9 protein-coding genes are annotated in these 12,653 nt (G+C 69.8%); 8 read left to right on the top strand and 1 reads right to left on the bottom strand.

Features of this window, described 5'->3' with window-relative positions:
• Nucleotides 1-38 precede the first annotated feature (38 nt).
• Entirely contained in the window at nucleotides 39-1,196 is a 1,158-nt protein-coding gene (locus IF83_RS0109760) for an MFS transporter (RefSeq protein WP_107046733.1), read from the top strand.
• A 119-nt stretch (nucleotides 1,197-1,315) separates the two neighbouring features.
• Here the strand turns inward: IF83_RS0109760 and IF83_RS0109755 are convergent, their stop codons facing one another.
• Nucleotides 1,316-2,791 carry a CCA tRNA nucleotidyltransferase gene (locus tag IF83_RS0109755; protein WP_208605859.1) on the bottom strand — a complete coding sequence of 492 codons (1,476 nt, stop codon included), beginning with the start codon at nucleotides 2,789-2,791 and terminating at the stop codon, nucleotides 1,316-1,318.
• Nucleotides 2,792-2,958: 167 nt separating this feature from the next.
• On the opposite strand from IF83_RS0109755, the gene IF83_RS0109750 reads away from it, so the two are divergent.
• From IF83_RS0109750 to trxA, 7 genes are all read left to right on the top strand, one after another.
• Entirely contained in the window at nucleotides 2,959-5,400 is a 2,442-nt protein-coding gene (locus IF83_RS0109750; protein ID WP_030543692.1) for a DUF6049 family protein, read from the top strand.
• 45 nt (nucleotides 5,401-5,445) lie between these two features.
• Nucleotides 5,446-7,593 (top strand): murein biosynthesis integral membrane protein MurJ, encoded by a 2,148-nt coding sequence (gene murJ, locus IF83_RS0109745; protein WP_030543691.1) that lies wholly within the window; start codon nucleotides 5,446-5,448, stop codon nucleotides 7,591-7,593.
• Nucleotides 7,594-7,701: 108 nt separating this feature from the next.
• Nucleotides 7,702-9,456 (top strand): protein kinase family protein, encoded by a 1,755-nt coding sequence (locus tag IF83_RS0109740; protein ID WP_030543690.1) that lies wholly within the window; start codon nucleotides 7,702-7,704, stop codon nucleotides 9,454-9,456.
• 49 nt (nucleotides 9,457-9,505) lie between these two features.
• Nucleotides 9,506-10,183 (top strand): RNA polymerase sigma factor SigM, encoded by a 678-nt coding sequence (gene sigM / locus IF83_RS31895; RefSeq protein ID WP_107046743.1) that lies wholly within the window; start codon nucleotides 9,506-9,508, stop codon nucleotides 10,181-10,183.
• Complete coding sequence (locus IF83_RS0109730; protein WP_030543688.1) at nucleotides 10,180-11,112, top strand: anti-sigma factor family protein; 933 nt, start codon at nucleotides 10,180-10,182, stop codon at nucleotides 11,110-11,112. The genes sigM and IF83_RS0109730 overlap by 4 nt, the downstream gene beginning before the upstream one ends.
• A 128-nt stretch (nucleotides 11,113-11,240) precedes the next feature.
• A complete protein-coding gene (trxB, locus tag IF83_RS0109725) occupies nucleotides 11,241-12,227 on the top strand; it encodes a thioredoxin-disulfide reductase (RefSeq protein ID WP_030543687.1) in 987 nt (328 codons plus the stop codon).
• 38 nt (nucleotides 12,228-12,265) lie between these two features.
• Nucleotides 12,266-12,595, top strand: coding sequence for a thioredoxin (gene trxA / locus IF83_RS0109720; protein WP_030543686.1), 330 nt, complete (start codon nucleotides 12,266-12,268; stop codon nucleotides 12,593-12,595).
• The last annotated feature ends 58 nt before the right edge of the window (nucleotides 12,596-12,653 follow it).

Here is a 12,653-nt window from a genome sequence, read left to right as displayed (position 1 = left end):
GTCCGTATGCGTCCCCGCACTGTGTGAGGCTGTGGAGCATGGCTGTTCTGCGTGACGTGGGGGCACTGCTGCGGCTCCGCGGCTTCCGCCGGCTGCTGGCCGTCCGGCTGCTGTCCCAGTCCGCCGACGGCGTCTACCAGGTCGCGCTCGCCGCGTACGTCGTGTTCTCCCCCGAGCGGCAGACCTCCGCCGCGGCCATCGCCTCCGCCATGGCGGTCCTGCTTCTGCCGTACTCCCTCGTCGGCCCCTTCGCCGGTGTCCTTCTCGACCGCTGGCGCCGCCGCCAAGTGCTCCTCTACGGCAATGTGCTGCGGGCGGCGCTCGCCGGGGCCACCGCCGTGCTGATCCTCGCTGAGGTGCCGGACTGGCTCTTCTACCTCTCGGCGCTGTCCGTCACGGCCGTGAACCGCTTCATCCTCGCCTGCCTTTCCGCGGCGCTCCCCCATGTCGTCGCCGACGAACGGCAGTTGGTGACGGCCAACGCGCTCTCGCCGACGGCCGGCACCATCGCCGCCACGGCGGGGGGCGGCCTGGTCTTCGTCCTGCGCCTCACCGGGTGGGGATCGGACGCGGAAGTCGTCCTGGTGGGAGCCGGGGTCTACCTCGGGGCTGCGCTGACAGCGCTCGGACTCGGTCGCGACCAACTGGGATCCCGCGGTCCGATACGGGTCCGGTTCGGAGCCGCGGTGGCCGGTACGGCGCGAGGGCTCCGGGAAGGGCTGAGGCATCTGTCGCAGCGCCGACCGGCCGCTCTGGCGCTCACAGCCATGGCCCTGATGCGCTTCTGCTACGGAGCGCTGACCGTCATGGTGCTGATGCTCTCCCGGTACGCCTGGACGGGCGACGGAACGGAAGGACAGACCGGCGATGAGAACGCCGCGGCCGGACTGTCCTTCCTCGGCATGGCGGTCGCCCTCTCCGGAGCCGGATACTTCACCGCCGCTGTCGTCACCCCCTGGGCGGCCGGACGCCTCGGCCCGTCCGGCTGGATTACGGCGTGCGCCGTGGCGGCCGCCGTTCTGGAACCGGCCCTGGGGCTCACCTTCGCGCCGGTTCCCGTTCTCACCGCCACCTTCTTCCTCGGTTTCACCACCCAGGGCGCCAAGATCGCCACGGACACGGTGATCCAGTCCACGGTGGATTTCCACGTAAAACGCGAGGGGGGCCCGGGGGGCTTGGGGTCGGCCGGTGTGTGAGAGGGGGGTGGGTGTTTCACGTGAAACACGCACCCGCCTCTCACACACGGGCCGACCGCAAGCCCCCGGGGCCCCCGTCGCGTTTCACGTGAAACAGAGGCCCGGGCGACCGGACGGGATCACTGCTGAGCGGCCCACCACTCCTTCAGCGCCGCGACGGCCGCGTCGTGCTCCATCGGCCCGTGCTCCAGCCGCAACTCCAGCAAGTGCTTGTACGCCTTGCCCACCACCGGGCCCGGGGGGACACCGAGAATCTTCATGATCTCGTTTCCGTCCAGGTCCGGCCGGATCGCGTCCAGCTCTTCCTGCTCCTGCAACTGGGCGATCCGCGCTTCGAGCCCGTCATAGGCCCGGGAGAGGGCGTTCGCCTTCCTCTTGTTCCGGGTCGTGCAGTCCGACCTGGTCAGCTTGTGCAACCGGTGCAGCAGCGGTCCGGCGTCCCGCACATAGCGACGCACCGCCGAATCCGTCCACTCGCCAGTCCCGTAGCCGTGGAAGCGCAGATGGAGTTCCACCAGTCGCGAGACATCCTTGATCATCTCGGTCGAGTACTTGAGCTTCGCCATCCGGGACTTCGTCATCTTGGCCCCGACCACCTCGTGGTGGTGGAAGGAGACCCGCCCGTCCTTCTCAAAGCGCCGGGTCTTCGGTTTCCCGATGTCGTGCAGCAACGCGGCCAGCCGCAGCACCAGATCGGGACCGTTCTCCTCCAGGTCGATGGCCTGCTCCAGCACGGTCAGCGAATGCTCGTACACATCCTTGTGCCGGTGGTGCTCGTCGCGCTCCAGACGCAACGCCGGGAGTTCCGGCAGCACATGCGCGGCCAGACCGGTGTCCACGAGCAGCGCGAGTCCCTTTCTCGGCCGGTCGGCCAGCAGAAGCTTGTTCAGCTCCTCGCGCGTCCGCTCGGCGGAGACGATCTCGATGCGTCCGGCCATCGCGGTCATCGCGGCGACCACCTCGGGGGCGACCTCGAAGTCGAGCTGTGCGGCGAACCGCGCGGCTCGCATCATGCGCAGGGGATCGTCGGAGAACGACTCCTCCGGAGTACCCGGTGTCCGCAGGATCCGGGCGGCGAGATCCTCCAGGCCGCCGTGCGGGTCGATGAACTCCTTCTCGGGCAGGGCGACCGCCATCGCATTCACCGTGAAGTCCCGACGGACCAGATCCTGCTCGATCGCATCACCGTAGGAGACCTCGGGCTTGCGCGAGGTCCGGTCGTAGGCCTCCGAGCGGTAGGTCGTCACTTCGATCAGGAAATCGCCCTTCCGGCAGCCGACCGTCCCGAAGGCGATACCGACCTCCCAGACCGAATCCGCCCATCCCCGGACGATCTTCAGCACATCGTCGGGACGGGCGTCCGTGGTGAAGTCCAGATCGTTGCCCAGCCGGCCCAGCAGCGCGTCCCGGACCGATCCGCCGACGAGCGCGAGAGCGTGACCGGCCTCCTGGAACCGGCGCGCCAGGTCGTCAGCGACGGGGGACACCCGCAGCAGCTCACCCACGGCGCGGCGCTGCACCTGGCTGAGGGTCTGCGCGGGGTTCGAGATCAGCGGGGCCTGCGGGCTGAGGCTGTCATTCTTCGCGTTCGGCACGACAGACCAGGGTACGGCCCCCGCGCCCCCGAGGCGTCCACGTTTCGCTGGGCAGCCGCGCGTGCGGATCTTGGGGCCATCCCCAGCACTTCGCCCGGCCGGGCATCGTTACCATGCGTGGACGCACATCCGACGACCACCACCGATGACGAGGGACGGGCGAGCGCGTGGCCGAGGTGGCAGCATCCCAGGGGACGACTACCGGTCGCGCCCGCCGGTGGTGGCGGCGGGCCGCCGCCGCGCTGGCCGGCACACCGCTGCTCGCCGGGCTGATACAGCTTCCCGCCGCGCCCGTGGCGGTGGCCGCCCCGGCGGCCACCGGCTCCCGTACCGTCGACGTCGCCATCAACACGCTGACCCCCGTGGTACCCGCGGAAGACGACACGATCACCATCACGGGCCGGGTCAGCAACAACGGAAAGTCCCCGGTCGACGACGCCCGCGTCGGGCTCCGTGTCGGACAGACACCGCTGAGCAGCCGCGGCGCCATCGGGATCGTCGCCAAGCGCAAGGGGTTCTCCGCCGCCGAGGACGGACGCGCGGTCGACGCCGAGCACACCGTGAAGCTCGGCAGGCTGCCCACCGGCGCCAGCCGCGACTTCCGGATGAAACTTCCCGCCGACGAGCTGAACCTGGGGGAAGCGGGGGTCTACCAGCTCGGTGTGGCCTTCAACGGCCGTACCGCGGGCCAGTACGACCAGGTGCTGGGGATCGAGCGGACCTTCCTGCCCTGGCAACCGGAGGAAGCGCGGAAGCCGACGAAGATCGGTTACCTCTGGCCGCTCGTCTCCACCCCGCACCTCACGGCCCGGACCGGTTCGGATCAGCAGCAGACACCCCAGTTCCGCGACGATTCCCTCGCTGCCGAACTGGCACCCGGCGGCCGACTCCAGCAGCTCGTGGCCCTCGGCAAGGACCTCCCCGTGACCTGGGTGATCGATCCCGATCTGCTGGCCAGTGTCGAGATGATGACCAAGGAGTACGAGATCCGGGAACCCGACGGATCCGTCACCAAGGGCGAGGGGCAGGCCGTCGCCCGCCAGTGGCTGACCGATCTGCTGGCGGCCGTCGAGGGACGGGAGCTGGTCACCCTCCCCTTCGCCGATCCGGATCTCGCGTCGCTCGCCCACCGAGGTACGAAGGTCTCCGGGTCGATCAGCCATCTGAAGACCGCCACCGATCTCGCCGTGAAGACCGGGGAGACGTTCTTCGGCCGCAAGCCGCGGGCCGATTTCGCCTGGCCCGTCAACGGGGCCGTCGACACCTCCGTTGTGGACGTCGCCACCGCCGCCGGCGCCCGCAACGTCATCACCCGCAGCGACAGCCTGCGCGGGTCCGAGGAGCCGTCCCACACCCCGAGTGCCGTCCGGCCGATCGGCGGCGGCACCACGGCCCTCGCGGCCGACGCGCGCCTTTCCACGGCCTTCACGGGCGACATGACGCGTGCGGAGTCCTCCACGCTCGCCGTGCAGGAGTTCCTCGCCCACACCCTGATGGTCAACCGGGAGGCGCCGGGCAAGGAACGCAGCATCGTCGTCGCTCCGCAGCGCATGCCCACCGCCCACCAGGCCCGGGCGATGGCGGAGGCGCTGGCAGGGCTGCGGGCCGGCCGCTGGACCCAGCCGCAGGAACTGCGGGACGCGATCGAGGAGAAGCCCGATCCGCAGGCCGCCACCGAAGTGCCCGGCGTGCGCTCCTACCCCAAGGCCCTGCGCAAGCGGGAACTGCCGACCACGGCTTTCGAGGACGTCCAGCGGACCCAGAACGCGCTCAACGGCTTCACGGTGATCCTCTCCGAGCCGGAGCGAGTGATCACCCCCTTCGGCAACGCGATCCTGCGCGAGATGTCCACCGCCTGGCGGGGTGAGCCCAGGGCCGCCGAGGCCTACCGGGAGTCCGTGGAGGACTACCTGGCGGGTCTCACCCAGGAAGTGAAGCTGATCGAGAAGGCGCAGAAGAAGCTGACGCTGTCCGGGCGCAGCGGCACGATCCCCGTGACGGTGCAGAACAACCTCCTGCAGGGCGTCGAGGACCTTGAACTGGTCCTCCGCTCCAGCTCTCCCCACCGGCTCGACCCCGGGGAGCCCCAGGAAGTGAAGATCGGAAGCGGCCACAGCCAGACGGTCAAATTCGACACCACCGCAAACGCGAACGGCCTCGTCTGGGTCGAGGCCCAGCTCTACACCGAGGACGGACGGCCCTACGGCGCCCCGATGTCGTTCAAGGTGAACGTCACCGAGATCACCTCCACCGTGATGCTGGTCATCGCGGGCGGTGTGCTGCTCCTGGTCCTGGCCGGAATCCGGATGTACACCCAGCGCAAGCGGGCCGCCGCACGGGACGCGGACGGTCCCGCGGCAGGAGCGGAGAGCGAGGACGAGCCGGAGGCCCCGGGGAGCGCGCAGACCGCCGAGGACGCCGAGGACGCCGGGGACGCCGAGGACGCCGGGGACGCCGAGGACGCCGGGGAAGCCCGGGATACCGGGGAAGCCCCGGACGCGGCCGGGACCGAGCGGGGCGCGCAGCCCGGAAAGCACGGGGCCGAGGGTGCGCAGGCCGGGCCGGAGAAGAGCGAAGCCGCCGATCCGGGTGAGAGGGTGGAGCGTTGAGCGAAGTCGTGGTCTGGTGGCCCGGGACGATGAGGTGGGAAAGCGATGAACGCGCCGTATGACGGTGACCGGAGCCGGTACCCGGGCAGTGACCCGGCCGGCCAGGCACCGCCGCCCGCCCACGACCCGTACGCCCACGATCCCCACGACCGCGGCCCGTACGTTCAGGACTCGGCTCCCGCCCCCTACGCCCAGGACCCCGGACCGGAGCCCTCGGCCGGCCCCGGCGGGGACGCGCTGAACCACCGGGAACCGCCTCGGCCCGCCACTCCCGGGCCGTCCCCGTGGGCGCCCTCGCCGCCGCCCGGTGCGGAGCACCGGGCCGGGCAGCAGCAGGACGCCTTCGCGCACCTCTACCGGGACCAGCAGCAGCCCTACGAACCGCAGCGGCCACCGCAGACCTCCCAGACTCCCCCTGTGCCCCAGACGGCCCCGCCGTCCCAGGCCCTCCGGACGCCCGGACCGGCCTCTCCGCCTCCGGCCCCGGCCCCCGCCACGGGCCCGAACCCGGAGCTCCCCTCGGATCCCGAACCGGCCCCTGCGAAGAGGTCCGGCGGGCGCGCCTCAGGGATCCTGAAGTCCAGCGCGGTGATGGCGGCCGGCACCCTGGTCTCCCGGATCACCGGCTTTCTACGCACTCTGGTGATGGCCGCGGCCATCGGCGTCGGCACGCTCAACGACGCCTACCAGGTCGCCAACACCCTCCCGACGATGATCTACATCCTCGTCGGTGGCGGGGCGCTCAACGCCGTCTTCATCCCCCAGCTCGTCCGGGCCATGAAGAACGACGACGACGGCGGCGAGGGCTACGCCAACCGTCTGCTCACCCTCGTCATCGTCCTGCTCGCAGGGGTCACCACCGTTTGTGTGCTCGCCGCCCCGCTCCTCATCAGGATGATGTCGGCGAAGTGGGTCTCCGACCCCGCGCAGATGGATGTGGCCGTCGCGTTCGCCCGCTACTGCCTGCCCACCCTCTTCTTCATGGGCGTCCACGTCGTCCTCGGCCAGATCCTCAACGCCCGGGGCCGCTTCGGCGCCATGATGTGGACCCCGGTCCTCAACAACGTCGTCATCATCGCCACCTTCGGTGGCTTCATCTGGGCCTTCGGCGGCTTCACCAGCACCGGCATGACCGCGGAGACCGTCACTCCCGAAGGTGTCCGGCTCCTCGGTCTCGGCACCCTCCTCGGCCTCACCGTCCAAGCGCTGGCGATGCTCCCCTACCTCCGCGCGGCCGGCTTCACCTTCCGGCCCCGCTTCGACTGGCGCGGCCACGGCCTCGGCAAGGCGGCCCGGCTGGCCAAGTGGACCTTCTTCTTCGTTCTCGCCAACCAGCTCGGCATGATCGTGGTCACCCAGCTCGCCACGTGGGCGGGGACCGTCGCCGACAAACAGGGCTACCCCGGCACGGGCATCACCGCGTACAACTACGCCCTGCTGCTCTGGCAGATGCCCCAAGCCATCATCACGGTCTCCGTGATGACCGCGGTCCTTCCGCGGATCTCCCGCGCCGCGGCCGACGGCGACGGCGGAGCCGTCCGCGACGACATCTCCTACGGACTGCGCACCTCCGCGGTGGCCATCGTCCCGTGCGCCTTCGCCTTCCTGGCGCTCGGTGTCCCCATCGCCACCCTGCTCTACGGCGCCTCCGGCGAGTCCGGGGCGCGCAACATCGGCTTCACGCTGATGGCCTTCGGTCTCGGTCTCATCCCGTACTCGGTGCAGTACGTCGTCCTGCGCGGCTTCTACGCCTACGAGGACACCCGGACGCCGTTCTACAACACGGTCATCGTGGCCGCGGTCAACGCCGCGGCCGCCGGGGCGAGCTTCCTGCTGCTCCCCGCGCGCTGGGCCGTGGTCGGTATGGGGGCTTCCTATGGATTGGCCTACGTCGTCGGGGTAGGCGTCGCATGGAAGAGGCTGAGCCGACGGCTCGGCGGCGATCTCGACGGGCGCCGCGTCACGCGGACCTACGCCCGGCTGGCGGGGGCCGGTATTCCGGCCGCGCTCGCGGGAGGAGCGGCGAGCTATGGCATCACGCAGGCTCTCGGAAACGGCGGTCTCGCTTCCCTGGCAGCGCTGTGCGGGGGCGGGATCGTGCTGCTGGCGGTCTTCGTCCTGGTGGCGAAGCGCATGAGGATCGAGGAGATGACCGCCATGGTCGGGATGGTCCGCGGCCGCCTCGGCCGCTGACCGCACAACCATCGTCCGCCCCCGCACGTCGTGCGTACGGACGGACTGTGGGCACAATTGCTTAGCTGTGGTGACCGGCGTGCAACGGATGGGGAGGCAGGAACGACGGTGGCGGAACGGAGCACGGCTGCCGTCGACGTGGCAGACAACAGCGGGGAGGACCCGCTGACCGCTCAGGCGGAAGATGCCAACGCCGACGAGGTGAAAGCCCACAACACGACCGGCACGGCGGATACGGACGCCGCCCGCACCGACGCCGATTCCCGGGACGCGGCGAGACCGCGGCCGGCCACCGTGGCCGATGTCGAACCGCCCGAGCTGCACAGCGGCCACAAGCTCGCGGGGCGCTACCGGCTGGAGGAGTGCCTCACCCGTCTGGACGGCTTCAGCAGCTGGCGTGCCGTGGACGAGAAGCTCCGTCGCGCGGTCGGAGTGCATGTGCTGCCGGCCGACCACCCGCGCGCCCGGCCGGTCCTCGCCGCCGCGCGCTCCGCCGCGCTGCTGGGCGACCCCCGCTTCGTTCAGGTCCTCGACGCCGTCGAGGAGAACGACTTGGTGTACGTCGTCCACGAGTGGCTGCCCGACGCCACCGAACTGACCGCCGTCCTCGCCTCCGGACCGCTGGAGCCGCACGACTCCTACCAGCTCGTGACCCAGGTGTCCCAGGCCATGGCCGCCGCGCACCGCGAAGGTCTCGCGCATCTGAGGCTCACCCCCGGATGCGTCCTGCGCACGGAATCCGGCCAGTACCGGATCCGGGGACTGGCCGTGATGGCCGCCCTCCGCGGCATCAGCTCGCAACACCCGCAGCGCACCGACACCGAGGCGATCGGCGCCCTCCTGTACGCCTCCCTCACCCAGCGCTGGCCGTACGAGGAAGACGCCTTCGGTCTACCGGGGCTACCCAGAGGAACGGGCCTCATCGCCCCCGACCAGGTGCGGGCCGGTGTCCACCGCGGGCTCTCGGAGATCGCGATGCGGGCCCTGGTCAACAACGGGTCCACACCGCTGCGGCTGGAGCAGCCCTGCACCACTCCGGAGGAGCTCTGCAAGGCCGTCGCGGCACTGCCCCGCATCCGTCCGCCGGAGCCCTCCTTCGCCACCCCGACCTACCAGCCGGGTTCGTACCAGCCCCCGTCCGCCTACCCGCAGGCTTCCCTCCGGACTGGTGTACCGCCGGTGGCCCGGCCCGTCCCGGCGCCGCCCCCGCCTCCCCTGCACAGCCGGACGGGCAAGGCGCTGAAGTGGACAGTCTCGGCCCTGCTGATCACCGCACTCGGTCTCGGCAGCTGGCAGGTCGCGGACACCCTGATGAACAGGGACCAACGCCCTTCCGGGGATACCGACCAAGCCCAGGGCGACGCTTCGGAGAAGAAGCAGCCGCAGACGGAGAAGGCGACCCCGCTGAAGATCTCGGCCACAACCGAGTTCTCGCCGCTGGACGCGCCCGTGGCCGCCGGCAAGGTCCCGAACGCGGTGGACGGTGATCCGGGCACCGCGTGGGTGACCCCCCACTACAAAGGCCATGCCAACTTCGGCAACCTCGCGAACCGCAAGGATGGCAGTGGTCTCATCGTCGATCTCGGCAGTGTGCAGACCGTGACCGGTCTCAGTGTCGCCATGTACCGCAGTGGTCAGACGACACAGGTGCTGGCCGCTCCGGAATCCGCCACCGCTCCCACCTCACTGGAGGACTTCTCCCAGCGCCTCAGCAAGCGGGAGAAGGCCGGCAGCGAGCTGAAGATAAGCACCGACAAGCCCATCCGGACCCGGTACGTACTCATCCACATCAGCGAGCTGCCGTATGACGGTTCGGCGAACCAGTTCCGGGGCGGCATTTCCGAGATCACTGTGACAGGCTGAGTCGCAGCCGGAGCCGAAGCGGAGGGGAGGGGCCGACGTGGATGACGGCATGCGCGGCTCCATGACCGACAAGGATCTCCTCGCGCGTCACGTCGCGGGCGATCCGGAAGCCTTCGGTGAGATCGTCCGCCGTCACCGGGACCGGCTCTGGGCAGTGGCGCTCCGGACCCTGGGCGACCGCGAGGAGGCCGCTGACGCGGTTCAGGACGCCCTCGTCTCCGCCTACCGGGCCGCACATACCTTCCGCGGCCAGTCAGCCGTCACCACCTGGCTGCATCGCATCACCGTCAACGCCTGCCTGGACCGAGCCCGCAAGACCGCGTCCCGCCGAACGTCTCCGGTCGCCGAGACCGAGCGGCTGGAGCAACTCCTGGAACCCCATGAATCGGCCTACGCGCCCGCCGAACGCGGCGATCTGCACCGCGAACTCCTGAGAGCGCTGGGGACCCTCCCGCCGGAACAGCGCGCCGCCCTGGTGCTGGTCGACATGCAGGGATACCCCGTGGCAGAAGCGGCTGAGGTTCTCGGCGTTCCCAGCGGAACCGTCAAGAGCCGGTGCGCCCGTGGGCGGGCTCGCCTGCTGCCGCTGCTGTCCCATCTCCGCAGTGGGGAAAGCGGTAGGAGGGATTCGAATGAGGGAAGGAACCGTGCGCCGAGGACATCCGTCCCACCGGCGGCACCAGCACCGCGAGATCCAGATGCCGTGAAGGGAGGCAGGCGGGCGTGACATCCACGATTGACACGGATCAGCATCCGGACGTTGCGGAGATCTCCGCGCTCGCGGAAGGAGTGCTGCCCCCGGAGCGCACCTCAGCCGTTCGCGGCCATCTCAACGACTGCGATCTCTGCACGGAGGTACGTGTCTCCCTGGAGGAGATCCGGGACCTCCTGGGCACCCTGCCGGGGCCGTCCCGCATGCCCGCCGACGTCGCCAGCAGGATCGACGCGGCAATCGCCGCGGAGTCTCTTCTCTCCGCGACCACCCCCGACGCCGTTTCACGTGAAACGGACGGCTCCGCGTCCCTTGTTTCACGTGAAACAGGGACCGGGTCGAAACGTTCGCCGGGAGTCCGGCGCTCTGCCGGGCGCCGTCCGCACCAGGCCGGCGGCAGCACGGGTCCCGCCCGGCAGGTCGGCGACCGACGCCGCTGGCGGACCGCTGCCCTCAGCGTGGCCTGTGTCCTCGGGCTGGGGGTCGGCGGTGCGGCCATCGTTCAATCCATGGCATCAGTCCAGGAGGGCGGGGCCGTTGCCGGTGGCGAGACTGCCGCCGATACCAGGAGCGGGCATCCGGGCCTGAGCGCCGCGACATTGGAGAGCAAGGTACGCGGCCTCCTCGACCGGGGCCGGGATGGCCAGGAGAAAGGACCGTCCGGCACCGAGCCTGACACCCTCGGAGCCCAGTCAAGTCCTGCGCAGCCATTGAAGGGAGCCGATGTGGTGCTCCCCCCGTGCATACGGAACGGCGTTGATCCCGGGGTGGAACCACTGGCTGCCGAAGAGAGCACCTTCGAAGGCAAGCAGGTCTACATTGTCGTTCTGCCTCACCACGCAGATGCCCGGAAGGTCGACGCTTACGTCGTCGACTCCTCGTGTATCAGCACGGCCGAGCCGCGTGGCGACGTGCTCCTCAACCGGGTCTATCCCCGACACTGACCCGTGGGGGTCATGGGTCAGCAGCAGTGGGAATGCCTGCCGTCTAGGATCCGTTGGGTGGGGTGGGACTCCGGAACGGGCCCGCGATTGACCCTGGACAGCAGTCGGCAGAAACGAGGAAGACACCCGTGAGCGACGTCCGTAACGTGATCATTATCGGCTCCGGACCGGCGGGGTACACCGCGGCGCTCTACACCGCGCGTGCCTCGTTGAAGCCCCTGGTCTTCGAGGGCGCCGTCACTGCCGGTGGCGCGCTCATGAACACCACCGATGTGGAGAACTTCCCCGGTTTCCGCGACGGCATCATGGGTCCCGACCTCATGGACAACATGCGGGCCCAGTCCGAGCGCTTCGGAGCCGAACTCATCCCCGATGACATCACGGCCGTCGACCTGACCGGTGACATCAAGACGGTCACCGACTCCGCCGGCACCGTCCACAAGGCCCGCGCGGTCATCGTCGCCACCGGCTCCCAGCACCGCAAGCTCGGGCTGCCCCGCGAGGACGAACTCTCCGGCCGCGGTGTCTCCTGGTGTGCCACCTGCGACGGGTTCTTCTTCAAGGACCAGGACATCGCCGTCGTCGGCGGTGGCGACACAGCCATGGAGGAAGCGACCTTCCTTTCCCGGTTCGCCAAGTCCGTCACCATCGTCCACCGCCGGGACACGCTGCGCGCCTCCCGGGCGATGCAGGAGCGGGCATTCGCCGACCCGAAGATCACGTTCGCCTACGACAGCGAGGTCGCCGAGATCCACGGTGACCAGAAGCTCACCGGCGTGACCCTGCGCTCCACCAAGACCGGTGAAACCCGCGAGCTCCCCGTCACCGGCCTCTTCATCGCCGTTGGTCACGACCCGCGCACCGAGCTCTTCACCGAGCAGCTGGAGCTGGACGACGAGGGCTACCTCACCGTCGACGCCCCCTCGACCCGCACGAACATCCCCGGTGTCTTCGCCGCCGGCGACGTGGTCGACCACACCTACCGCCAGGCCATCACGGCCGCCGGTACCGGATGCTCCGCCGCCCTGGATGCCGAGCGCTACCTCGCGGCCCTCTCCGACACCTCCGCTGAGCACACCCCGGAGCCGGAGAAGACCGCCGCCGCCACTGTCTGACCATCCCCCTTCCCTTCCGTAAAAGCTAGGAGATCGCCATGGCCGGCGCCCTCAAGAATGTGACCGATGCGAACTTCGACGAAGAGGTTCTCAAGAACGAGAAGCCCGTTCTGGTGGACTTCTGGGCCGCCTGGTGCGGTCCGTGCCGCCAGATCGCTCCCTCCCTCGAGGCCATCGCGGCAGAGCACGGGGACAAGATCGAGATCGTGAAGCTGAACATCGACGAGAATCCGGCGACCGCCGCCAAGTACGGCGTCATGTCGATCCCGACCCTCAACGTCTACCAGGGTGGCGAAGTCGCCAAGACGATCGTCGGCGCCAAGCCGAAGGCGGCGATCGTGCGCGACCTGGAACCCTTCATCGGCTGACACAGGTTTCACGTGGAACAGGGACCGCCCTCTGAAGAGGGTGGTCCCTGTTCCGGTT

This window comes from Streptomyces albus subsp. albus (genome assembly GCF_000719865.1).
GTDB classification, from domain to species: Bacteria; Actinomycetota; Actinomycetes; order Streptomycetales; family Streptomycetaceae; genus Streptomyces; species Streptomyces albus_E.
The sequence above is the reverse complement of the archived record's forward strand: the minus strand, read 5'-3'. Positions and strand labels throughout refer to the sequence as shown.

Coding starts and splice junctions, on each gene's coding strand:
- IF83_RS0109760 (WP_107046733.1), top strand. CDS start 39: ATGGCTGTTCTGCGTGACGTGGGGGCACTGCTGCGGCTCCGCGGCTTC.
- murJ (WP_030543691.1), top strand. CDS start 5,446: ATGAACGCGCCGTATGACGGTGACCGGAGCCGGTACCCGGGCAGTGAC.
- sigM (WP_107046743.1), top strand. CDS start 9,506: ATGCGCGGCTCCATGACCGACAAGGATCTCCTCGCGCGTCACGTCGCG.
- trxA (WP_030543686.1), top strand. CDS start 12,266: ATGGCCGGCGCCCTCAAGAATGTGACCGATGCGAACTTCGACGAAGAG.